At 74.5% G+C, this 23574-nt stretch carries 19 protein-coding genes; 8 read left to right on the top strand and 11 right to left on the bottom strand.

The features are described from left to right. Positions 1–123: 123 nt before the first annotated feature. The 6 genes from ACFV1W_RS05145 to ACFV1W_RS05170 all read left to right on the top strand — a co-directional run bounded on the left by ACFV1W_RS05145 (position 124) and on the right by ACFV1W_RS05170 (position 8156). Entirely contained in the window at positions 124–1323 is a 1200-nt protein-coding gene (locus tag ACFV1W_RS05145; protein WP_380413243.1) for an acetyl-CoA carboxylase biotin carboxylase subunit family protein, read from the top strand. Continuing rightward, a complete protein-coding gene (locus ACFV1W_RS05150) occupies positions 1320–3026 on the top strand; it encodes an IucA/IucC family protein (RefSeq protein WP_380413245.1) in 1707 nt (568 codons plus the stop codon). The genes ACFV1W_RS05145 and ACFV1W_RS05150 overlap by 4 nt, the downstream gene beginning before the upstream one ends. After that, positions 3023–4210: an MFS transporter gene (locus tag ACFV1W_RS05155; protein ID WP_380413247.1), complete on the top strand. Its 1188-nt coding sequence runs from the start codon at positions 3023–3025 to the stop codon at positions 4208–4210. The genes ACFV1W_RS05150 and ACFV1W_RS05155 overlap by 4 nt, the downstream gene beginning before the upstream one ends. Then, entirely contained in the window at positions 4207–5961 is a 1755-nt protein-coding gene (locus ACFV1W_RS05160; RefSeq protein ID WP_380413249.1) for an IucA/IucC family protein, read from the top strand. Before ACFV1W_RS05155 ends, ACFV1W_RS05160 begins: the two co-directional genes overlap by 4 nt. After that, complete coding sequence (locus tag ACFV1W_RS05165; RefSeq protein WP_380413250.1) at positions 5958–7184, top strand: type III PLP-dependent enzyme; 1227 nt, start codon at positions 5958–5960, stop codon at positions 7182–7184. The genes ACFV1W_RS05160 and ACFV1W_RS05165 overlap by 4 nt, the downstream gene beginning before the upstream one ends. Positions 7185–7358: 174 nt before the next feature. Beyond that, complete coding sequence (locus tag ACFV1W_RS05170; RefSeq protein ID WP_380413438.1) at positions 7359–8156, top strand: inositol monophosphatase family protein; 798 nt, start codon at positions 7359–7361, stop codon at positions 8154–8156. A gap of 54 nt (positions 8157–8210) precedes the next feature. Here the strand turns inward: ACFV1W_RS05170 and ACFV1W_RS05175 are convergent, their stop codons facing one another. The 4 genes from ACFV1W_RS05175 to ACFV1W_RS05190 all read right to left on the bottom strand — a co-directional run bounded on the left by ACFV1W_RS05175 (position 8211) and on the right by ACFV1W_RS05190 (position 13808). Continuing rightward, positions 8211–9728 carry a pyridoxal phosphate-dependent decarboxylase family protein gene (locus ACFV1W_RS05175; protein WP_380413252.1) on the bottom strand — a complete coding sequence of 506 codons (1518 nt, stop codon included), beginning with the start codon at positions 9726–9728 and terminating at the stop codon, positions 8211–8213. After that, positions 9725–11158: a diaminobutyrate--2-oxoglutarate transaminase gene (locus ACFV1W_RS05180; RefSeq protein WP_380413254.1), complete on the bottom strand. Its 1434-nt coding sequence runs from the start codon at positions 11156–11158 to the stop codon at positions 9725–9727. The genes ACFV1W_RS05175 and ACFV1W_RS05180 overlap by 4 nt, the downstream gene beginning before the upstream one ends. A gap of 203 nt (positions 11159–11361) precedes the next feature. Further along, the gene (locus tag ACFV1W_RS05185; protein WP_380413256.1) at positions 11362–12084 is read right to left on the bottom strand and encodes a response regulator; all 723 of its coding nucleotides are present in this window, start codon (positions 12082–12084) and stop codon (positions 11362–11364) included. After that, positions 12081–13808, bottom strand: coding sequence for an ATP-binding protein (locus ACFV1W_RS05190; RefSeq protein ID WP_380413258.1), 1728 nt, complete (start codon positions 13806–13808; stop codon positions 12081–12083). The genes ACFV1W_RS05185 and ACFV1W_RS05190 overlap by 4 nt, the downstream gene beginning before the upstream one ends. A gap of 184 nt (positions 13809–13992) precedes the next feature. Between ACFV1W_RS05190 and ACFV1W_RS05195 the strand changes: the two genes are divergently transcribed. Then, positions 13993–15405, top strand: a complete 1413-nt coding sequence (locus ACFV1W_RS05195; protein WP_380413260.1) for a cation:dicarboxylate symporter family transporter — start codon at positions 13993–13995, stop codon at positions 15403–15405. A 193-nt stretch (positions 15406–15598) separates the two neighbouring features. Here the strand turns inward: ACFV1W_RS05195 and ACFV1W_RS05200 are convergent, their stop codons facing one another. Next, entirely contained in the window at positions 15599–16564 is a 966-nt protein-coding gene (locus ACFV1W_RS05200; RefSeq protein ID WP_380413262.1) for a hypothetical protein, read from the bottom strand. A gap of 91 nt (positions 16565–16655) precedes the next feature. Further along, positions 16656–17258, bottom strand: a complete 603-nt coding sequence (locus ACFV1W_RS05205; RefSeq protein WP_380413264.1) for an RNA polymerase sigma factor — start codon at positions 17256–17258, stop codon at positions 16656–16658. A 236-nt stretch (positions 17259–17494) separates the two neighbouring features. On the opposite strand from ACFV1W_RS05205, the gene ACFV1W_RS05210 reads away from it, so the two are divergent. Further along, a complete protein-coding gene (locus ACFV1W_RS05210) occupies positions 17495–17866 on the top strand; it encodes a hypothetical protein (RefSeq protein ID WP_380413266.1) in 372 nt (123 codons plus the stop codon). 214 nt (positions 17867–18080) lie between these two features. Here ACFV1W_RS05210 and ACFV1W_RS05215 read toward each other — a convergent pair whose 3' ends face one another. The 5 genes from ACFV1W_RS05215 to ACFV1W_RS05235 form a co-directional block, all read right to left on the bottom strand. Further along, positions 18081–18722, bottom strand: a complete 642-nt coding sequence (locus ACFV1W_RS05215) for an ATP/GTP-binding protein (RefSeq protein WP_380413268.1) — start codon at positions 18720–18722, stop codon at positions 18081–18083. Further along, positions 18703–19050 (bottom strand): DUF742 domain-containing protein, encoded by a 348-nt coding sequence (locus tag ACFV1W_RS05220; protein ID WP_380413440.1) that lies wholly within the window; start codon positions 19048–19050, stop codon positions 18703–18705. The genes ACFV1W_RS05215 and ACFV1W_RS05220 overlap by 20 nt, the downstream gene beginning before the upstream one ends. 161 nt (positions 19051–19211) lie before the next feature. Then, positions 19212–19601: a roadblock/LC7 domain-containing protein gene (locus ACFV1W_RS05225; RefSeq protein WP_380413442.1), complete on the bottom strand. Its 390-nt coding sequence runs from the start codon at positions 19599–19601 to the stop codon at positions 19212–19214. 17 nt (positions 19602–19618) lie between these two features. Beyond that, entirely contained in the window at positions 19619–22513 is a 2895-nt protein-coding gene (locus tag ACFV1W_RS05230) for a nitrate- and nitrite sensing domain-containing protein (RefSeq protein ID WP_380413270.1), read from the bottom strand. 114 nt (positions 22514–22627) lie between these two features. Continuing rightward, entirely contained in the window at positions 22628–23521 is an 894-nt protein-coding gene (locus ACFV1W_RS05235; protein WP_380413272.1) for an MHYT domain-containing protein, read from the bottom strand. Positions 23522–23574: the final 53 nt, after the last annotated feature.

Genomic DNA, 23574 nt, shown 5'->3' on the forward strand with positions numbered 1-23574 from the left:
GTTGCCCGCTGTCGCCAGCCGGCGGCGGACAGATGACAGATTTCGAATTCCGTCATCTGTCATCTGTCATCTGTCATTTGTTCGCCGTCCTCCGCCCGTCACCCCGCCCCCAAGGACACTCCCATGCGGCTCTACCTGCTCGCCCTCAGCCCCACCGACTCGGTCACCCTCGGCTTCCTGCCCGCCGCCGCCCGGCTCGGGCTCGACGTCACCGTCCTCACCGACCACGTCGAGGCCCACCAACGCGTCTGCGCCGAAGCGGGATTGGCGTGCGAGGTGATGGAGTGCGACGTCCAGGACTTCCGCGAGGTGATCGGGCTGATATCCCAACGCCACACGCCCGCCGCGGTGTTCAGCAACAGCGACCACCTGCAGACCCAGACCGCGCTGGTCGCCGAGTACTTCGGCCTGCCCGGCAAGGACTGGAAGGCCGCCCTGCGGGCGAAGAACAAGGGCGAGCTGCGCCGCCACCTCGCCGAGTGCGGGCTGGACCGGGTGTGGTCCGCCGAACTGGCGCCCGGCCAGGACCCGGCCGGCCTCACCCCGCCGTTCCCGTGCATCGTCAAGCCCCGCGAGGGCGTCGCCAGCGAGGACGTCACCCTGGTCGCCGACGCCGCCGAACTCGCCCGGCGGGTCGAGGAGATCCGGCGCCGCCGCCCCGGCGCCACGCTGGTGGTGGAGGAGTTCCTGGCCGGTGAGCTGTGCACCCTGGAGACCCTCGGCGACGGCCGCGACCGGCACGTCCTCGGTGGCTTCCACACCCGGCTATCCCCGCCGCCGGACTTCATCGAGGAGGTGCTGACCTTCGTCCCGGCACACCCCCGGCCGGCGGTCGACCAGGTGCTCGACCAGCTCGACGCCCTCGGCGTGGGGCTCGGCGCCTGCCACACCGAGTTCGTCATCCAGCCGGACGGCCGCGCCCGCATCATCGAGGTCAACTACCGTGCCATCGGCGACCAGTGCGACCTGATGCTCGCCGAGATCCTTCGGATCCCCTACTTCGAGCTGGTGCTGCGCACCCACCTCGGCGAACCGCTGCCCGCCGACCTCGGCGCACGCACCGACCAGCGGGCCCGCCACGAGCGCGTCTGCGCCGAACGGGCCGGCACCCTGACCGCCGCCCCCGAACCCCGCTTCGAGCGGCGCGCCGACGGTGTCGTGCTCTCCTACCGCCCGGTGCGCCGACTCGGCGCCCACCACGAGCTCTACCGCACCAACCGCGACTACCTGGGCATCGTCTGGGCGGTCGGCCCGGACCAGGGCGCGGTGGACTCCGCCGTGGCCGAGTTCATCGCCGCCAACCGCTGGGAGATCGCCTCATGACCCCGGTCCAGGCCGCCGCCCCCGGCGGCGCGCCCGTCGACGGAACCGCCGCCGACCGGCTGACCCTGCGGGTCCTGTCCGCCCTGCTGCGCGAGGACGTGCTGGGTCTGCGTGCCAACGGCGTCCTGGAGCAGCGGCCCGACGGCCCCTGGCTGAGCGACGGCACACTCGCCCTCCCCGTCACCCCCGATGGCTTCCAGGCCGACCACGGCGCCCGGCTGCCGGAGTTGGAGGTGAACGGCGCCCGCCTCACCGGCCTTCCCGCCGTCCTCGCCCACCTGGCCGACCACGCCGATCCGCTGGACCGCCCGGGCCACCTGGCCTTCGCCGAGGAGTGCCGGCAGACCCTCGCCACCATGGAGCTCCACGACCGGGTGCTGCCCGAGGTGCACACCGAGCTCGCCGAGCGCTACGGCAAGGACGTGGCCGACTGGACCGGCCCGCGCGCCTCCCTCGGCTTCGAGGCCCTGGCCGCCTTCCTGGACCACCCGGTGTATCCCACCGCCCGCGGCCGTTCGGGTCTGACCGAGCCGCAACTGCGCTCCTACGCGCCCGAGTTCCATCCCACCTTCAAGCTGCGCTGGCTCGCCGTCCCGGCCGGGCGCCTGACCGTACGCGGCAGCGGCCCGCTGCCCACCTGGTGGCCGAGCGCCGAACGGCTCGGCGTTCCGGGCGAGTTCCTGACCGTCCCGGTCCATCCGCTCAGCGCCGGAGAAGACTTCGGCCGGATCGCCCCGGGCGCGGTGCTCGCCCCCGAGCCGTACCTCGACGTGCTGCCGACGCTGTCGATGCGCACCGTCGCCGTCGCCGAGGACCCGGCCTGCCACCTCAAACTGCCACTGGCCACCGCCACCCTGGGCCTGCGCAACCGGCGTACCATCAAGCCGGTCACACTCGTCAACGGGGCGGTCGGGCAGCGCCTGGTGGAGGCCGTGGCCGCCCGCGAACCGCGCTTCACCGGGCGGGTGCTGCACGCCGACGAACAGTGCTACGCCCACGCCGACGACGAGCTGCTCGCCGTCCTGCTGCGCCGCTACCCGGACGGCCTGGACGGCGCCGTCACCGTGCCGCTGGCGGCCCTGCTCGCCGAGGCCCCCGGCGGGCGACTGGTGATCGACCACCTGGCCGACCGCTTCCACCGGGGCTCCGTCCTCGCCCTCTACGAGGAACTGCTACGGCTGCTGGTCGACTGGCAGACCACCCTGTTCGACCACGGCATCGCCCTGGAGTCGCACCAGCAGAACACCTCGCTCGTCCTCGACGGCTCCGGCCTGCGGCTGCTCTACAAGGACAACGACGGCCCACGGATCAATACCACCCGGATCGGCGAACTGGCGCCGACGGCAGCCCAGTTCCGCGACCCGCGCATCCTCGGCGACCAGGACCGCGCGCTCACCGACCTGTTCACCACCATCACCGGCCACCTGTGCACCGCCTCGCTCGCCTTCGGCCTCGCCGCGCACGGCCGGGTGCCGCTGGAGCGGAGCCTGGAGCTGCTGCGCACCACCCTCGCCGAGGCGGTCGACCGCCTCGGCGAGGCCGGGCAGCCGCTGCGCACCGACCTGCTGGACGCCGACCGGCTGCCGGTCAAGGCCATGGTGAGCGCCGGCACCCTGCTGAGCAAGGAGCGCAGCGGCGCCGCCGACATCAACAAGCACTACACGGACGGGCCCAACTACCTTCTGCCCAAGGACGGTTCATGACGACCGTGGAGCCGGTGGCGCGCCCGGCCGGAACGGTCGGACTGGACCGGCGCCAGGTGCGCGCGGTGGCGGCCTGCTACTTCGTCGCCTCCTTCGCCGCCCTCGGCCTGCCGCCCTACCTGACCGAGATCCTCCCCGGCCTCGGCGACCACGACGGGCACTGGGCCGGCCTGCTCTACATCGTGCCGACCGTCTTCACCGCCCTCGGCGCGCCGCTGTGGGGCCGGCTGGCCGACCGCTTCGGCCAGAAGCGGCTGCTGCTGCGCGCCCAACTCGGCCTCACGATCTCCTTCCTGCTCGCGGGCGCCGCCGACAGCCTGCCCGCCTTCACCGTCGCGCTGGTCCTCCAGGGCTTCCTCGGCGGCACCTTCTCCGCCACCAACGGCTACCTCGCGGCAGCTCTGAACGGCTCCCAGCTGTCCAGGGCGCTGACCCTGATGCAGGGCAGCGCCCGGGCCGCCCTGGTCGCGGCACCGGTCCTGGTCGGCGCGCTGTCGCCGTGGATCGACCCGCATCGGCAGTACCTCGTGCTGGCCGTGCTGCCGCTGACCGCCGCCGTGCTGCTCAACCTCCTGCCGGAGCCCGCCCGGCCGGCCGCCGCCCGTACCGGCCGCGACGCCGCCGAGGCCGGCCCGCCGGGCTCGCTCGGGCTGCTCTACGCCTTCGAGTTCGCCTTCGTCTTCGCCACCGTCATCTCCTTCCCGTACCTGATCACCCTGGTGCAGCAGCGACTGCCGGGCGTCAACGGCACCGTCGCGGGCCTCCTGTTCGCGCTGCCGCACCTGGTCTACCTGGTCGGCGCCGGGCGGGTGCACGCCGCCGTCGAGGCACGCCCCCGGACCGGACTGGCCCTGGGCTTCGCCCTCGTCGCCCTCGGACTGGCCGGCCACGCCCCGGCCCACTCCCTGCTCGCCTTCGCCCTCACCCGGGCGCTGCTCGGACTCGGCATGACCTTCGGCCTGGTCTGCCTCGCCGTCCTCGCCGCCGAAGCCGCCCGCGGCCGCGCGCCGGGCCGGATGTTCGGCACCCGCGAAACCGTCTCCAAGGGCGGTGCCGTCGCCGCCGGACTCGCCGCCGCGCTCGCCAACGGCAGCAGCGGCCCGGCCGCCCCGGTCTTCACCGGCACCGTCGCCGCACTGGCCGCCGCCCTGCTCGCCCTCCTGACCCGTAGGAGTCCCCGATGACCGCCCGGCCCGCCACCCTCCCCGCCGCCCGTGCGCTCGATACGAACGCCGAACTGCCCGGCACCGACGAGGCGGTGGCCCACACCCTGCTCAACTGCCTGCTGCGCGAGGTCTCCGCGCCCGAACACCAGACCGCCGTCGACGACGGCCGGCTGCTGCTGCGCCTGCCGCGCCGCGGCACCCTGCTGCGGGTCGCCCTGCGCCGCACCTCACTGCTCGGCGCGCACCGCTTCACCGGCCCGGTGCACGAGGAGACCCCGGACGGATGGCGCGAGCTGGGCTGGCGCGAGCTGGCCGGGTACGCCCAGGACGAACTGGAGCTGCGCACCGGCACGGTGAACGAGGAGTTCATCGACCAGGTGGCCTCCAGCCACCACGGCGTCGGCGCCGGCCTGGCCGAACGCCCTGCCGCCGGGCCGGACCGCTACCTGGAGTCCGAGCAGGCCCTGCTGTTCGGCCACCGCTTCCACCCGGCCCCCAAGTCCCGCTCCGCCGCCCGCGGCGACTGGCGCCACTACGCGCCCGAGTCCCGCGCGGCCTTCCCGCTGCACCACCTCGCCGTCCGCACCGAACTGCTGGCCGAGGAGTCCGTGGACGAGGCCGCCGGCACCGTACTGGACGGACTCGGCGACGTACCGGAGGGCTACCGGCTGCTGCCCGCCCACCCCTGGCAGTACCAACTCATCGGCGAACACCCCCTGTTGCGTGCCGCCCTGGCCAGCGGCGACGTCCTCGACCTCGGCCCGCGCGGCGAGGACTTCGCCGCCACCGCCTCGGTGCGCACCCTGTACGGCTCGGACGCCTTCCTCAAGTTCAGCCTCAATGTCCGCATCACCAACTGCCTTCGCAAGAACGCCGCCTACGAGCTCACCGGCGCCGTCGCGCTCACCCGGCTGCTCGAACCCGCGCTCGCCGACCTCGCCCGGCGCTTCCCAGGGGCGGCGATGCTGCGCGAGCCCGCCTTCCGCACCCTCGCCCTGCCCGGCCCCGACGGCCGGCCCGACCGGGCACTGTACGAGGGCTTCGGCCTGATCCTGCGCGAGGGGTTCGGCGGCCTGCTGCGGCCCGGCGTCACCCCGCTGCTCGCCGCCGCCGTCGCCGACGAGCACCCGACCAGCTCGGCGCAGGTCTCCCGCCTGCTCGGCGGGAGTTCGGACGGAACGGCGGCGCTCGACTGGTGGCGCCGGTACCTGCGGCTGCTCCTCCCGCCCGTACTGGCCGCCTACTTCGACCACGGCGTGGTGCTGGAGCCGCACCTGCAGAACGTGCTGATCGGCGTCGACGCCGAGGGCCGTCCGGCGCAGGTGCTCTTCCGCGACCTCGAAGGCACCAAGCTGGTCCCCGAGCAGAACGGCGACATCCTGGCCGCCCTGCCGCCCGAGGTGGCCGGCCCGATGACGTACGACGCCGAGCGCGGCTGGGACCGGGTGGTCTACTGCCTGCTGGTCAACCACGTCGCCGAGTTGCTCGCCGCCCTCGCCGACCGCCACCCCGAACTGGAGGGCGCGCTCTGGCAGGCCGTCCGGGACGTCCTGGAGGAGTACGCCGCCGCGCACGGCCGCCCGCCCCGGCTGCGGGCGCTGCTGGCCGGCGTCCCGCTGCCCGCCAAGGCCAACCTGCTGACCCGCTGGGAGCGCAAGGCCGACCGCGAGGCCGGGTACGTCCGACTGCCCTCCCCGCTGGCCGGCTCGGTGCTCGCCGAGGCCGCCCGCATGACCGCCCACCGTGCCACCAGGAGCACCACCCGATGAGCACCACCGTGTCCAACACCCTCGACAGCCCCGTCCCCCGCCATGTCGCCTCCCTCGCCGCCGACCAACTTCCCGCCTACGTGTACGACTTGGCCGCTCTGCGCGAGCACGCCGCCGCCGTCCGGACCGCACTGCCCGAGCGGGTCGAGCTGTACTACGCCGCCAAGGCCAACCCGGAGGCGCCGCTGCTGACCGCGCTTCGCGACGCCGTCGACGGCTACGAGGTGTCCAGCGGCGGGGAGTTGGCGCACGTGCGGGCTGCCGCGCCGAACGCGCCGCTGGCCTTCGGCGGGCCGGGAAAGACCCCGGCCGAGATCGCCGCCGCCGTGGACGCCGGGGTGCACCGCTGGCACGTCGAGAGCGAGCAGGAGCTGCACCGGCTCGCCGCCGTACTGGCGGAGCGGCCGGGAGCCGCGGTGGACGTCCTGCTGCGGGTCAACCTGCCGGTGGTGACCGACGCCCTGGACGCGGTGCCGCTGGCCATGGGCGGACGGCCGACCCCGTTCGGCCTCGACCCGGACCGGGCCGAGGAGTGCGTCCGGCTGCTCACCGGCGGCGGCCCGCTCGGCCGGCAGCTTCGCCTGCGCGGGGTGCACGCCCACCTGGCCAGCGGACTGGCGGCGGCGGAGCAGCTGGCGGTCGCCGAGCAGATCGTCACCTGGTCGGGCGAGCTGGCCGAGCGGACCGGCTTCCCGCTCACCGAGGTCAACATCGGCGGCGGCATGGCGGTGGACTACGACGACCCCGCGCGGCGCTTCGACTGGACGGCTTTCGGCGAGGGCCTCGCGGAGCTCCTCGACCACCGCCCCGGGCTGACCCTGCGGATCGAGCCCGGCCGGGCGCTGACCGCGTACTGCGGCTGGTACGCGACCGAAGTGCTGGACGTGAAGCGGAGCCACGGCGAGGACTTCGCGGTGGTCCGCGGCGGCACCCACCACCTGCGCACCCCCGCGACCCGCGGGCACTCCCAGCCCTTCGCGGTCCTCCCGGTGGACGCCTGGCCGCACACCTGGGCACGCCCCGCCGTGGGCACCGGCCGGGCGACCCTGGCCGGGCAGCTGTGCACCCCGAAGGACGTGCTCGCCCGGGCGGCGAGCGGCGCGGCCGGCCTGCGGGCGGCGGACCGGGTGCTGTTCGCGATGGCGGGCGCGTACGCGTGGAACATCTCGCACCACGAGTTCCTGATGCACCCCCGCCCGGGGTTCCACTACCTGGGCGGCTGACGGCGAACAGCCGACGGACGACAGCCGACGGGTGGCAGAGAACAGATGACGGAGAACAGATGACAGATTTCGAAATCTGTCATCTGAAATCTGTTTGCCGCCGCCCGTCCGCCGCCACTCCGTTCGCTCACTCGTGCGAAAGTGGTAACCGGCGAAGGGAGCGCGGACGTGCTGATGGACAAGGTGGCGGAGATACTCGCCGAGGCTTCGGCCCAGGCGGTGGAGCCGCGCTTCCGGGCGCTGGCCGCCGGCGAAGTGATGGAGAAGGCGCCCGGCGAGATCGTGACGATCGCCGACCGCGAGGCCGAGGCGATCATCGCCCGCCGCCTGCACGAGCTGCTCCCGGTCCCGGTGGTCGGCGAGGAGGCGGTGGCCGCCGTGCCGTCGCTCGCCGAGGCCATCCACGACGAGCCCGCCGTCTGGCTGGTCGACCCGGTGGACGGCACCTCCAACTTCGTCGCCGGACGCCCCGACTACGCCGTGATGTGCTCCCTGGTCCGCACCGGCCGGACGGTCGCCTCGTGGATCTGGCAGCCCGCCACCGCGACCGGTTACCGCGCCGAACTGGGCTCCGGCGCCTGGCGCGACGGCGAACGCCTCTCCCGCCCGCCGGCCTCGGCCGACACCGGCAGACTCACCGGCATCCTGAAGAGCCGTTTCCTCGCCCCGGACGACCGCCGCCGTCTGGAAGCCGGCTGCTCAGCCTTCGGCGGGATCTCCCCCGGCCGCAGCGCCGCCGGGATCGAGTACCCGGACGTCGTCGAGGGCCGCACCGACTTCATCTTCTACTGGCGCACCCTCCCCTGGGACCACGCCCCGGGATCGCTGCTGCTCACCGAGGCCGGCGGCGTCGCGGCCCGCCTGGACGGCACCCCCTACCGGCCCGAGGCCCCCGGCTGCGAGGACGGCCTGCTCGTCGCCGCCGACCCCGACACCTGGGAGCGCACCCGCGGCATCCTGTTGAACGCCTGAGCCCTCCCCCCGAACGCCCGGCCCCTCCCTGGGCGCGCCCCTACCCCCTCGCCCCTACCCCGCCCGTTCCCCGGCGACCTTGCGCCCCGCTCCGACCACCTCCCGCAGCAGCGCGCCCACCTCCTCCACCGTCGTGTGCGGATTGAGCAGCGTGAGCTTCAGCCGCACCCGCCCCGGCCCCTCCCCCGGCAGCTCGGTGCGCCCGACCACCGCGCGCCCGGTGCGCAGCAGCAGTCGGCGAAGCCGCCCGTTCAGCTCGTCCACGGCGGCCTCGTCCGTCATCCCGGGCGGCCGGTAGCGGAACAGCAGCGCCGTGAGGACCGGCTCGGCGTGCAGTTCCAGCGAGGGTTCGGCACGGACGGCGGCGGCCGCGGCCAGCGCCAGTTCGTGACAGGTGTCCACCAGCCGACCGAGCCCCTCGCGGCCGAGGGTGCGCAGCGTGACGGCGAGCTTGAACGCGTCGGCCCGCCGGGTCGTGCGCAGCGAGCGGCCGAGCAGGCTGGGGTAGCCGGCCTGCTCGTCGTCCACCGGGTTGAGGTACTCGGCGCGGCGGGCGAGCGAGACGTACGTCTCCGCCCGTCGGACCAGGAAGACCCCGGCGGCCGCGGGCTGCCAGCCGAGCTTGTGCCAGTCGAGGGAGACCGAGTCGGCGCGGGCGATGCCGTCGAGCAGCGGGGCGAGCCGGTCGGAGAGCAGCGCGCCGCCGCCGTACGCGGCGTCGACGTGCAGCCAGGCTCCGTAGCGTCCGGCCAGGTCGGCGGCGGCGTCCAGCGGGTCGATCGCGCCGGTGTCGGTGGTCCCGGCGGTGGCGACGACGGCGACGGGCGTCCGCCCGGCCCAGCTGACCTCGGCCAGTGCCCGTTCCAACTCCTCGGGGGGCATCCGCAGCCGGCGGTCGACGGGGACGGAGATCACGGCCCGTTCGCCGAGGCCGAGCAGGGCGGCCGAGCGCTGGACGGAGAAGTGCGCGGCCTCCGAGGCGAGGATGCACGGCCGTACGCCCGGCGGGATCCCGTCCAACTCCACGATGCCGTCGAGCTTCTGGTCCCGCGCCAGCATCAGCCCCATCAGGTTGGACTCGGTGCCGCCGGAGGTGAGCACCCCGGCCGCGCGCGCCGGGTCGTAGCCGACCAGCGCGGCGAGTTCGGCGATCAGCGCCGTCTCCAGGGCCGTCGCGGCTGGGGCCTGGTCCCAGGAGTCCTGGGAGGGGTTGAGCGCGCTGACCGCGAGGTCGGCGGCGGTCGCGACGGCGAGCGGCGGGCAGTGCAGGTGGGCGGCGCAGGCCGGGTCGGCCGGGTCGGCGGCGCCGTAGGCGAGCAGTTCGGTGAGCCGGGCCAGCGCGCCGCGCCCGCCGGTCCCGGACAGCCCGTCCGCGACCAGGGCGGCGATCTCGGCCGGGCTCCCGGCGGGCAGCGGTCCGGAGCGCAGTGCGGTGCCGGTCTCCAGCGCGTCGAGGACGGTGGCCAGCAGCGGGCCGAGTGCCCCGGGCCCGCCGGCGCCGCCCGCGAGCGCGTCCGACGGGACGTCCTCTCCGGGTGGTCCGGGCACCGCCCCGGACGCGTCGGCGGTCATGCGCCGTTCCGGGTGACCGGGGCTGCCACCGGCGGAGCCACGGCCGAGGCCGAAGCCGACGCCGAGGCGATCGCGTCCGCCAGCCGCTCCAGCACCGCGGCGACCTGCTCGTCGGTGATGGTGAGCGGCGGCAGCAACCTCAGCACCGCGTCGTGCCGTCCACCCAGTTCGACGATCAGCCCGCGCGCCAGGCAGGCCTCCCTGACGCGTACGGCGAGCGCCGGATCGGCCGGCCGGGCGCCGCAGGCGTCGGGTTCGGCGGCCGGGTCGACCAGTTCGACGCCGATCATCAGCCCCCGCCCGCGGACGTCGCCGATCGCCGGGAGTTCCGCGGCGAGTTCGCACAGCCGGGCGGTCATCCGGGCGCCCGCCACGGCGGCCCGCTCGGCCAGCCCGTGCGCGGCGACGTACCGCAAGGTGGCGGCACCGGCGGCCATGGCGAGGGTGTTGCCGCGGAAGGTGCCGGTGTGGGCTCCGGGGAGCCAGCCGTCGTAGTCCTCGCGGTAGACGACGACGGCGAGCGGCAGGCTGCCTCCGATGGCCTTGGAGAGCACCATCGCGTCCGGGGTGATGCCGCTGTGCTCGACGGCCCACATCGCGCCGGTGCGTCCGACGCCGGTCTGCACCTCGTCCACGATCAGCGGGATGCCGCGTTCGGCGGTGATCCGGCGCATCTCGCGCAGCCAGCCGTCGGGCGCGGGGACGACCCCGCCCTCGCCCTGGACGGCCTCCAGGATCATCGCGGCCGGCGGCACCACTCCCCCCGAGGGATCGTCCAGCAGCCGTTCCACGTAGGTCGCGGCGAGTTCGGCGCCGGACTCGCCGCCGACCCCGAAGGGGCAGCGGTAGCCGTACGGGTAGGGCAGCCGGACCACCTCGCCGCCGCCGGGCAGCGGCTCCTTGACGGCGACGTTGCCGGTGAGCGCGAGGGCGCCGGCGGTCATGCCGTGGTAGGCGCCGGTGAAGGCGAGCGAACCGGACCTCCCGGTGGCGGTCTGCATCAGTTTGAGCGCGGCCTCCACGGCGTCCGTTCCGGCCGGTCCGCAGAAGTGCACCCGGGCGCGGGCGGCGAACTCGGCGGGCAGGCTCTCGAACAGGGCACTGGTGAAGTCGTCCTTCTCGGCGGTGGCGAGGTCGAGCAGGTGCAGCGGGGCGCCGCTGTCGAGGGTGCGGCGGATCGCCTCCAGCACGACGGGGTGGTTGTGGCCGAGGGCGAGCGTCCCGGCGCCGGAGAGGCAGTCCAGGTAGCGGCGCCCGTCGGCGCCCTCGACGGTCATGCCGTGGGCCCGGACCGGGACGATCGGGAAGGAGCGGGCGTACGTCCGGGCGGCGGACTCGCGGACGCGCTGTCGGCGCAGGATGGCGTCACCGGAGGGCGGGGCCGCGTTGGCCCCGGAGGCGGCCCGGGCGGGTACGGCGGCGAGCGACAAGGCGAACCCCCAGAAGAAGTTAGGTAAGCCTAACTTTATCGCCCTTGACCTGGCGGAATGCTTCGGGGCACCCAGAACCACCCGGGCGAGTGAACCTCCCCCGGTACCGCCTGCGCCGCTCCCCGTCGACCCAACGACCGACCCACCGAAAAGTCACGCCCCCGACCGCCCCCGACCGGATCCGCCGTGGCGGGCTCGGAACGTCACCGCCCCTTCCACCGGTAGCAGAGTTCAGGCCGCCCCACGCTCCCGTACTGCGGCTCGCGAACCGCCCGCCCGGTGTCCACCAGATGTTCCAGGTAGCGCCGCGCGGTGATCCGGGACACCCCGGCGGCGGCACCCGCGGCCGCCGCCGACAGCCCGGTCGACGCCTCCCGCAGCACCGAGGCGACGGTGTCCAGGGTGGGCGCGCTCAGGCCCTTGGGCAGCGAGCTGCGCTCGGGCGTGCGGAGCAGGGCCAGCGCTTGGTCGACCTCGTCCTGGCCGGTCGCCTCCCCGGTGCGCCCGAGGCTGTCCCGGTAGCGGGCGTAGCGCTCCAGCCGGTCGTGCAGGGCGGCCGCGCTGAACGGTTTCAGCAGGTACTGGACGACCCCCGCCGAGACCGCCTGCCGGACCATGGCGAGGTCGCGCGCCGAGGTCACCGCGATGACGTCGGTGCCGTGCCCGGCGGCGCGCAGCGTGCGGCACAGCTGGAGTCCGTGGCCGTCCGGCAGGTAGAGGTCGAGCAGGGTGAGGTCGACGGGCGCTCCGGCGGTGCGCGCCCGCTCCAGGAAGCGCAGCGCGTCCGCGCAGCTGTGGACGGTGCCGACGGCGTGGAATCCGGGCTCGCGCTCGACATAGAGGGTGTGCGCAGCGGCGGCCACCGGGTCGTCCTCCACGACCAGGACGGAGATCCCGCTGCGGGTCCCGTCGGCGACGCCGGTCACGCCGGGGCCCCTTCGCGCTCCCGCACCCGGCCGGCCAGCGGCAGCCGTACGGTGAGCACCGCGCCGCGCTCGCGCCCGACCTCGACGGTTCCGCCGTTGCGCCGGGCGGCCTGGGCGACCAGTGCCAGCCCGAGGCCGTGCCCACGGCCGTCCTGCTTGGTGCTCCAGCCGCGCCGGAACACGTCCTCGACGGCGGACGGGTCGATGCCCGCCCCGGTGTCGGCGACCCGCAGCAGCAGGCACGCGCCGTTCCGGGCACCCTCCGAACCGGTCCCCCCGCCACCCTCGCCGTCGCCGTTCCGCGGGGCCTCGATCCGCGCGGTGACGGTGACCTCCGGGGCGACCGGGCTGTGCGCGGCCCCGGCGATCGCGGCGTCCACCGCGTTGTCGATCAGGTTGCCGAGGACGGTGATCAGGTCCCGGGGGGCGAGGCCGGGCGGCAGTACCCCGTCGTCGATCCGGCTGTCCTCGGTGAGGGTCAACTCGACGCCCCGCTCGGCGGCTTGGGCCGCCTTTCCGAGCAGCAGCGCGGCCAGCACCGGCTCGCTGACCGCGGCGACCACCCGGTCGGTGAGCTGCTGGGCGAGGGCGAGTTCGGCGGTGGCGAACTCCACCGCCTGTTCGTGGCGGCCGAGTTCGATCAGCGAGACGACGGCGTGCAGCCGGTTCGCGGCCTCGTGCGCCTGGGCGCCGAGCGCCTCGGTGAAGCCGCGTACGGAGTCCAACTCGCCGCTGAGCGACTGCAGTTCGGTGTGGTCGCGGAGGGTCACCACACGGCCGAGGCCGGTACCGATGGTGGAGGTGTTGAGCACCACGACCCGCTCGGTGGTCAGGTGCACCTCGTCCCGCACCGGCGCCTCGCCGAGCACGGCCGCAACCAGCGCCTCCGGCAGCCCCAGACCGCCAACCGGGCGGCCATCCAACTCGCCCTCCAGCCCGAGCAGTTCGCGAGCGGCATCGTTGCACAGCACCACCCGGTGCGCCCGGTCGAGCAGGATCAGCCCCTCGCGCACCGAGTGCAGGGTCGCCTGGTGGTACTCGTAGAGGTGGCTGAGCTCGTCCGGACCCATGCCGTGGGTGTGCCGCCGCAGCCGGGAGTTGGCGAGGTACGTGCCCGCCCCGCCGAGCGCCAGGGCACCCACCGCGACCCCGACCAGCGCGAGCAGCGGTCCGCTCAGCTGGGCGGAGATCGACTCAAGCGTCAGCCCCACGCTGACCAGCGCGACCACCCGGTGCCGGTCGTCCCACACCGGGGTCACCACCCGTACGGACGGGCCGAGCGTGCCGGTGTACGTCTCGCTGCGGGTCCGGCCGGCCAGTGCCCAGTCGATGTGCCCGAGGTACGGCTTGCCGATCTGCTCGGGCAGCGGGTGGGTCCAGCGCACCCCGTCGGTGCCCATGACGGTGATGAAGGAGACCCCGGCGTCCTGGCGCACCTGCTCGACGTACGGCTGGAGCACCGCGGTCGGGTCGGGGCCGCCGACGGCGGAGCGCACGGTCGGCGAGTCGGCGACGGCGTAGGCGACCGAGGTGACCTCGCGGCGGGCCGCGTCCTCGGTTCGCTCGGCGGTGAACAGGTACGCGAGCACCGCGCCGCCCGCGACCACGGCGGCGACGATGACCACCTGGACGACGAACAGCTGGCCGGCCAGGCTGCGGACCAGCCGGTGCGGCAGGGGGAACCACCGGTGACGCGAGCGGGTGGGGGAGGTGCTCACGGACATGCCTGCCAGTGTGCACCACGGTCCGGGACTCCCCCAGGGGCTGGACCGGGCCCGAAGGGCCGGGACCGTTCCCGTCACGCCGTGAACTCTATGAACGCAAACGTGACCTCCGTCACGCCCGAACCCCATAGTCGGAGCGGCCCACCACCCGGGCCGCCAGGACTGCAGGGCGAAGGAGCCGCAGATGTCGATCACCGAGACCGCCACGGCGGGGGGACCCAGACGCAAGGACCGGACCCACTACCTCTACCTGGCGGTGATCGCTGCGGTGATCGCGGGCGTGATCGTCGGGCTGGCCGCTCCCGGCTTCGCCGTGGAGCTGAAGCCGATCGGCACCGGGTTCGTCAATCTGATCAAGATGATGATCAGCCCGGTGATCTTCTGCACCATCGTGCTGGGCATCGGCTCGGTCACCAAGGCCGCGAAGGTCGGCAAGGTCGGCGGCCTCGCGATCGGCTACTTCCTCGTCATGTCGACCATCGCCCTGGCCATCGGCATGGTCGTCGGCAACCTGCTGGAGCCGGGCGGCGGACTGCACCTGACCGCCGCGCTCGCCAAGTCCGGCCACGCCCAGGCGGCGGCCGGCGGCGCCCAGTCGACCACCGACTTCCTGCTCGGGATGATCCCCGACACCCTGTTCTCGGCCCTCACCCAGGGCAAGGTGCTGCAGACCCTGCTGGTCGCACTGCTGGCCGGCTTCGCGCTGCAGGCGATGGGCCCGGTCGGCGCCCCGGTGCTGCGCGGGATCGAGCACCTCCAGCGGCTGGTGTTCCGGATCATGTCGATGATCATGTGGGTCGCGCCGATCGGCGCCTTCGGGGCGATGGCGGCGGTGGTCGGAGCGACCGGCGTCGACGCGCTGAAGAGCCTCGCCGTGATCATGGTCGGCTTCTACGTGACCTGCGCGCTCTTCGTCGTCGTGGTGCTCGGGGCGCTGCTGCGCCTGGTCGCCGGGGTCAACGTGTTCGCACTGCTCAAGTACCTCGGACGCGAGTTCCTGCTGATCCTCTCGACCTCCTCCTCCGAGAGCGCGCTGCCCCGCCTGATCGCCAAGATGGAGCACCTCGGCGTCAGCCGCCCGGTCGTGGGCATCACCGTGCCGACCGGCTACAGCTTCAACCTGGACGGCACCGCCATCTACCTCACCATGTCCTCGATCTTCATCTCCGAGGCGATGGACAAGCCGATGTCGATCGGCGAGCAGCTCTCGCTGCTGGTGTTCATGGTGATCGCGAGCAAGGGCGCGGCCGGGGTCACCGGCGCCGGGCTGGCCACCCTCGCGGGCGGGCTGCAGTCGCACAAGCCGGCACTGGTGGACGGGGTCGGCCTGATCGTCGGCATCGACCGGTTCATGTCGGAGGCCCGGGCGCTCACCAACTTCGCGGGCAACGCGGTCGCGACCGTGCTGATCGGGCACTGGACCGGTGAACTGGACACCGAGCGGGCCGGCCGGGTGCTGAGCGGCGCGCTGCCGTTCGACGAGCTGACGCTGGTCGACAGCCACGGCCCCGCCCGCCCCGGGCCGGAAGCCGATCCCGCGCCGGAGGGCGGCCCGGCCCCGGAGGCCGTCCCGGTCGCGGCGACGACCACCAGCTGAGCGACCGCCCCGCACACTCCCCCGGTCCGGCGCCCGTCACCAACCCCGGAAAGGCGCCGGGCCGGGAGTTTCCGGCTCGACCCGGGCCTTCCGTTCGGTCCGGGCCTTCCGTTCGGTCCGGACCTCCCGTTCGGGCCCGGCTTCCCGCTCGGTCCGGGACCGCCGTCCGGGCCACGCCCCGTCCGGCCGCGGTTCACAGCTCCTGCGAGCCGCTGACCGCCCAGGCCACCCCGCTGGCAGGATCCTCCAGCGCCACGTGGAGGTGGCGCAGTCCGGCGGCCGGCTCCTGCCAGGTGAAGCAGCGCATCCGGGCCACCAAGGCGTCGACCTCGGAGCGGTTCGGGCCGTTCGCGCCGGCCATCGCACCCAGCGCGCGCCAGAGGCGCACCCGCCCGTGCGCGCAACCGTGCGTCCGGCCCACCGCGGCGGCCTGCACCAGCGCCGGGTAGACGAGCGCGAACGGCAGGAACCCGCCGAGCACCCGCCGGGTCCGGGCCAGCACGGCAGCCGCCTGCGGAGCCGGGCCGCGGACGCAGACCACCTCCGCCCAGGGCACCAGCGCGGCCAGCTCCGCCAGGCCCCGGGTCACCCGCTGCCCGCCCGGCCGGGCCGCCGTCTTCGGCAGTTCGATCTCACCCAGGCCCTCCCGGCTCGCCGGCAGGGTCAGCACCGCGCTGCGCGCTCCCCCGCCGGGCAGGTACTCGCGCACCCGCGAGGCCTCGTCCCAGCCCGCCTTCTCCCAAGGCTCCAGACTCAGCGGCACACCCTCCGGATCGGGCTCGGCCCCGTACGAGAGGTCCTCCCCGAGCAGCACCCGGGTGTGGGCGACGAGGCGGCGCACCGGCGCCGGACCGAGCAGCGGTGCCAGCCGCAGCCAGGAGTGGCGGGTCGCCAGCACCTCCCAGAGCGGACCGGCGTCGTGGTCGGCCACCCCGGCGACCGTCCCCTCACCGGCGTCCGCGTCGAACAGCCGGACGGCCAGTTCGGGCGGCGCCGCGTAGGCGATCAGATGGCCCAGCGGCGCGGTCAGGGCCGCCGCTGCCTCCTCCCCGGCCTGCGCGACGGCGGCCGCGCGGCCCTGCCGGTAGGCGGCGAGCAGCTCGGGCCAGCGGCCGTCCTCGGCCAGGGCGCGGAGGCTGTGGTCCTCGTACGTGATCACGATTTTCAATGTACGGGCCGGGATCGCGCTTCAGCCGACTTGCCGTCGGCTCGGTGCGTCGGGGCGCGGGCCTCCGGGCGGTCGCCGGTCGTCAGGGGTCGTGCCGTCGCTCGCGCTCCAGGACGGCGCGCAGCCGGCTGTGGGCGCGGCGGCGGGTGACGGCCAGGGTGCTGCGGTGCAGGCCGAGCAGTTCGGCGGCCTCGTCGATGGAGTAGCCGTCGAGGTCCACCAGCACCACGGCGCGGGCCTGCTTGGCGGTCAGGAAGCCCAGCAGCCGGACCACCTCCCAGCGCGCCTGCAGCTCGGCCATCCCGCCGTGCGGCGGATCGAGCGCGGCCGCGCCGCGCTCCACCGCCTCCACCGCCTCGGCCGGCTCGGGCACCTCGGGCAGCACCACCCGGCGGCGCTCCCGGCGCCACTGGTCGCGCAGGATGTTCGTCATGGTGGTGAACACGTAGGCGTACGGCTGCGGATGGCTGAGGAAGCGCTCGGGGCGGCGGGCTATCCGCAGGTAGGCGTCGTGGACGACGTCGCCGGCGACGAGCGGGCTGCCGGTGAGCATCGCCGCAGCCTGGTGGAGTCTGGGCAGCAGGGCCGTGAACGCCCGGTTGAAGTCGGCGGATTGGCGTTCCGTGGGCTCAGGGCCGAAGTCCTTGCGCCGCCCGTCCGCGTACCGTCCGCTGCATTCCGCCATGCCGTTCTCCCCGGAAATCGGCATTCCGAACGCCCAGTTGGGGCTGGCCCCAGCCCAACCGGACAGGTTGTGACACACGTCACATCATAGGCCGTCCTCTCACCGTGCGCAGTCATTCGTGTGCAATTCGTCACCGGTCGGACGCAAGGCGGGAATTCACCCTCCGCAGGCTGCGCCCGGGCCGGGGACACCAGGGGCATTTCGCCCGATGGAAACCGTTGAGCGAGGAGAACCGCATGCGAGGCTGCATCGCCAGGAAGACCGCCGCGTTCGGGATGGCCGCCGCGGCCGCCCTGGGCATGCTCGTAACCGCCACCCTGCCGGCCGCCGCGGCGTCGGCCGACGACCAGACCATCACTCCGGGCGCGGTCGCGGCCTCGCCGCACGTCGCCGCATCCCCCTACCACTGCGTGATCACGGCCAACTACGGGTGGCGCTGGGAGGGGTACTGCAACGTCTACTCCGGCCAGCTGCGCACCATCACCTACTGCGCCAACGGCAGCTACTCGGTCGGCCTGTGGATCGGCGCCCGGCCGGATGCGTGGGCGGTCTGGGGCAACTGTCCGGGGTCGACCTGGACGAAGATCGTGTTCCAGTGGCACAGCTGAGCGGGTAGCGGGAGGGGAAGGGACGACGACGAACAGATGACAGCCGGCAGCTGACGGATTTCGAAATCTGTCAGCTGTCGGCTGTCATCCGTCGTCCGTCATCTGTCACCGCGGCCCGTGGTCGGCTTCCCGTCGTCTGCTTCCCGGCCGCCGGTTCCCGTGATCCGCCACCGGCCGTCGGGCCCGGTGCCTGTCGCCCGTTTCCCGGTGCTCGTCAGCGGACCGGCGAAGCCTCCGCCAGAAGGCGAGCCGCGTGCATCCGGCCGGCGTGTTCGACCAGGTTGATCAGCACCTCCTTGCCGGAGGCGCGCTGCCGGGCGTCGCAGAGCACCACCGGCGTACCGGGATCCAGGTCCAGCGCGCGGGCGACCTCCTCCGGACCGTACTCGCGCGTCCCGGCGAAACGGTTCACCGCGACGACGAACGGGATTCCGCGGTGCTCGAAGAAGTCGACGGCCGGGAAGCAGTCGGTCAGCCTGCGGGTGTCGGCCAGCACCACCGCACCGAGCGCGCCCTGCGCCAGCTCGTCCCAGAGGAACCAGAACCGGTCCTGGCCCGGGGTGCCGAACAGATAGAGGACGAGCCCCTCGCGGATGGTGATGCGGCCGAAGTCCATCGCCACCGTGGTGGTCGTCTTGCGCTCCACTCCGTCCAGGTCGTCCACCCTGCGCCCGGCCTCGGTCAGCTGTTCCTCGGTGCGCAGCGGGCGGATCTCGCTGACGGCGCCGACCAGCGTCGTCTTGCCGACCCCGAAGCCGCCCGCCACCAGGATCTTGAGCGCGAGCACGGAGTCGGCCTGGTCCACCGGATCGGACGGCCAGCGGTCGGACGGGTGTTCAGAGTGCACGGAGCCCATGGAGGACCTCCTGGAGGATGCGCTCGTCGGGGAGCAGGGCGGGCGGGACGGGACGGCTGACCCGGATGAGCCCGGCCGCCAGCAGGTCGCCGAGCAGCACCCGCACGACGCCCACCGGCAGGTCGAGGTCGGCGGCCAGTTCGGCCACGGACAGCGGCGTGCCCCGGCACAGGCCCAGGATGCGCGCCTGCTCCGGCCCGACCGGCGGCTCGGTCGCCCCCGGGGCGAGCGCCGGGTCCGGGAGGTCGGACACGACCACGGCGATCAGGTCGAACTGCTGCTCACCGGCACCGGTCCGGCCCCCGGTCACGGCGTACGGGCGGACCAGCGGCCCGGCCTCGTCGTCGTACCAGCGGGCCCGGTGGGCAGCGGCGAGCGGGTTCCGGGGCGGCCGACCGGGGTCGGCCCGCGGATGTTCCGGATGTCGCTGGTGGTACGGATGGAACGCGGGCTCCGACCGGTACGGGCGGTCCGGGTGGGGCACCGTCCTCACCCTCCGTGCACCGCACGGGGCGGGGCGCTCAGGTGCTCGCCGACCCGGCGGACCAGTCTGGCCATCTCGTAGGCGACCAGCCCGAGATCGGCCCGGGCGCTGGCGAACACGGCCAGGCAGGTGCCCTCCCCGGCCGCCGCGACCAGCAGGTAGCCGCCCTCCAACTCGACCAGTGTCTGCCGGACTTCGCCCGCACCGAAGTGCCGGCCGGCGCCCTTGGCGAGGCTGTGGAAGCCGGAGGCGACGGCGGCCAGGTGCTCGCCCTCCTCGCGTTCCAGACCGGCCGAGGTGCCCATGGCCAGGCCGTCGGCGGAGAGCATCACGGCGAAGCGGACCTCGGGGGAACGCTGGACCAACTCGTCGAGGAGCCAGTTCAGTTCCCCCATGCGGTGGGTGGTGCCGATCACGGCTGGTCTCCTTCGGGTCGGGCTTCGGGGCGGGCGTCGGGTCGGTGGTCGTATCGGTGGTCGTGTCGGTGGTCGTATCGGCCGTCGGACCGGAGGGGGTCGAATCGGTCATCGGGCCGTCGGTCGAAGAGGTCCTCCGGTCGGGCGGAGGGTCGCTCATCGAATCGCCGGTCGGGCCGCAGGCCGCGCGCCCACCCGCTCTGGAAGGCGGACATCGCCGCCCGTGCCGCCTCCGGGCTGCGGGCCTCGGGCCCGGCTCCGGCGCTGGTGATGGCGGTACGGCGGCCACGCGGGGCGGCGTCGGCCGGGGTCTCCCTCAGCTGCGGCACGAGGCTCGCCTGGCGCACCCGGCGCGGCAACTGCTCAGCTCCATCGCCGTGTTGCCCCTCGTCCGGCGGCGGAACGGTCGCCGTGCGGTTCGGTGGCGGCGAACCGGGCTGCGGACGGGAGGCTGCACCCGGGCCCCCGTCCGCAGCCGGTCCGGCCGTCCGGGCGCCGGGAGCCCGGACGGGGGTGCGGCGCACCGGCCCGGGATCGCCGCCCCGGGCACCGAAGGGCAGCAGCGCCCCGCCCTCCGGCGACAGCCCACCCGCCGCCGGAAGCTCGATCTCCGTCGCCCCGCCGCCCCGGAAGGCCGGCGCCGGCTCGGGCCGAGGCCGGGCCGCGGGACCCGGACCGGGCGTCGTGAGCGGAGCCGGAGCCAGTTCCGGAGACGGGACCGGCGTCGGAGACGGAACCGGCGCCGTAGACGGGACCGGCGCCGTAGACGGTACCGGCGCCGGAGCCGTGGCCCAGGCCGGCCCGTCCGGCACGTACGCGGCGTCCAACTCCGGTGTCACTTCGAAGCTTTGCCCCTGCTCCTCCCGCCCGTCGGCCAGCAGGTCGGTGGGCAGCAGGACCACCGCGGTGGTGCCCCCGTACGCGGAGGTCACCAGCGAGACCCGCACGTCGTGCCGACGGGCGAGCCGGCTGACCACGAACAGCCCCAGCCGGTCGCTGTCGAACAGGTCGGTCTGCTCGGCGGCGGCGATCCGCCGGTTGGCGGCGGCGAGCGCGGTCGGGCCCATCCCGAGGCCGCGGTCCTCGATCTCCAACGCGTAGCCGTTGCCGACCTGTTCGCCGCGGATGTGCACCCGGGTGTGCGGCGGGGAGAACCCGGTGGCGTTCTCGACCAGTTCGGCAACCAGGTGGGTCAGGTCCGCGACCGCGTGGCCGACCACGGCGGCGCGCGGCAGCGGGTGCACCTCCACCCGGGCGTACTCCTCGACCTCCGAGACGGCCGCCCGCACCACGTCCACCAGCGGGACGGGCCGGCGCCAGGCCCGGCCGGGGGCGGCACCGGAGAGGATGATCAGCCCCTCTGCGTGGCGGCGCATGCGGGTGGTGAGGTGGTCCAGTCGGAACAGGTCGGCGAGCTCGGACGGATCCTCGGTGCGCCGCTCCATGGTGTCGAGCAGGGTGAGTTGGCGGTGCACCAGGACCTGGCTCCGGCGCGCGAGGTTGACGAACACCCCGGACACCCCGGACAGCACCTCGGCCCGTTCCACGGCCGCCGTGACGGCCGCCCGCTGCACGGTGCCGAGCGCCCGGTGCACCTGGCCGATCTCGTCGTCGCGGCCCACCGGAAGCGGCGCCTCGGTCTCGATGTCCACCTCCTCCCCGGCCCGCAGCTTCCGGATGGTGGCAGGGAGTTTGCGGCCGGCCAGGTCAAGGGCCGAGTTGCGCAGGCCGGTCAGCTCGGTGACCAGGCCGCGGCCGATCTGCACCGAGATCACCAGCGAGGCGACCACTCCGAGCAGGCCGAGCAGCACGGCCATCCCGGCCGGGGTGAACAGGCCGAGCGCATAAGGGTTCTGGCGCTCCGCGGCGAGCCGTCCGGCCCGGTCCTCGATACCGCGCAGTCCGTCGGCGACACTCCCGGCCACCACCGCCCACCGGTCCGCCGGCACCGCGGCGACGGCGGACCGGCCGTCGGCGGCCGTACGGACCTTCTCCTCGTAGCCGACCAGCTCGCGGTGGTCCGGACCGGCGGTCAGGGCGAGCAGCGCGTCCCGGTCGACGGAGCCCAGGCCGGCGGCCGCACCCTGCTCGAACGTGCGCCGGGCGAAGGCCACCCCGGAGAACTCGCGCAGCTGGTCGTCGCCGAGCCCGCCCGAGAGCTGGGCGGAGCGCAGCAACGCGTCCTCCCTGGCGAGGAGTTCACGGGAGCGGGCCAGGTCCAGCAGCACCCGGGTGTCGGCACCGGCCCGACCGTCCTGCAGCGGCGCGACGGCACCGGACACGGCCAGCGCCCGGTCCACCGCCTCGCCGTACGCGGCGTACGCCTCGGGCCAGCCGACGCTCCGGGCCAGCACCCTGCCGCGCAGCTCGGGCAGGGCAGCGAGGGAACCGCCGAGGGCGTCCAGCCGGGCGGCGGCGTCGGCGCCCACGCCCTGGGCGTCGGCACGGTTGTAGCCCTCGTCGGGGTGGCGGGGGTCGGGGAACAGCGGGGCGAGCGCCCGGTCGGTGGTGGCGGCGGCCTCGCGCAGAGCGCTCTCCCGCCCGGCGGCGGGCACCGTCCCCGGGACGAGACCCGGCCCGGCCAGCAGCTGGCCGGCGGCCGCGCGCTCGGCCTGCAGGCCTGCGACCGTGTCCGCGACGGGGGTGAGCAGGGTGCGCTGGGCATCGCGCAGGCGCAGCAGGTCCCAGACGCCCTGGGCGGTGGTGACGGTGGCGAAGCTCCAGAGGGCGATGACGGAGACGACCGGCACCATCAGCAGGGCGATGATCCGGGCGCGGACGGTCCGGGGGCGCAGCCCGCGCAGCCAGGGGCCGGGGCGCGGCGGACGGGCGGGCGGCCCGGCATGGGCACCCCGGCGGGCGCCGGGGGCGGTACCGCGGTCTTCTCGCATGGGTGTGGGGCCTTTCGGGCGGGGCGTGGAGAGAACGGTGCGTGGAGAGACAGATGCGTGGAGAGACGGGACTCGGACGGCAGGGCTCAGGGGGCGGGGCTGAGGGCGCGGGGCTCAGGCGGCGCGGTCGTGGCCGTACCGGCCGGCGCCGTACGGGTCGGTGCCGTACGGGTCGGTGCCGTACGGGTCGGCGGGCGCCGCGTCCGTGAGGCCGGTTTCCGGGCCGTCGGCCGGGACGGAGAACTCCTCGACGGCCGGCTCCCCCGCCGGCAGCTCACCGGCCGGCTCCTGGGCGGTCGGGGAGAGCGCGACGAACGCGGAGGCGAGGAAGAGGAACGAGCCGAGTCCGACGGCGAGCGGGAAGACGAACTCCATCGGGCTGACCCCGCCGAGGTCGGTACGGGCGGGGTCCAGCCGGACGTGAACGGCGGCCATGCCGATGTAGTGCATGCAGCTGACGGCGAGCCCCATGCCCAGCGAGGCGGCGGCGGCCGCGTACACGTTGCGGATGGTGACGGCGGCCCAGAGCGCGGCGGTGGCGGCGCCGACCGCGACCAGCACGGACAGGGCGACCGTCCCCGCGTCGTAGCGCAGTCCGCCGTGCATCCGGACGGCGGCCATGCCCAGGTAGTGCATCGCGGCGACGCCGACGCCGGTGGTGACGCCGCCGCCCAGGAGAGCGAGGCCGCGGTGCCGGCCGTAACAGACCACGGTCAGGCCGAGGCCGGTGACCACCACCGCGACCAGCAGGCTCAGCACGGTCAGCAACACGTCGTAGCGCAGCTCGGTGCCGTCGACGGCGAAGCCGAACATGGCGACGAAGTGCATCGTCCAGATCCCGGAGCCGATCGCGGCGGCGGCGGTGAGCAGCCAGTTCCGGCGGGTGGCGCCGGTGGCGGCCAGGCCGCGCAGGGTGCAGCGCAGGCCGAGGGCGGCCCCGGCGCAGGCCATGGCGTACGAGACGAGGGGTGTCAGCCAGCCGAAGCTGAAGTGGTTGAGGGTGCCCATGGGGACCTCCGGTCGACCGGTCGGGCCCGGGGCGGTCAGCGGTGCGCCCGGGC

This window comes from Kitasatospora sp. NPDC059648, assembly GCF_042734825.1.
Lineage (GTDB): Bacteria > Actinomycetota > Actinomycetes > Streptomycetales > Streptomycetaceae > Kitasatospora.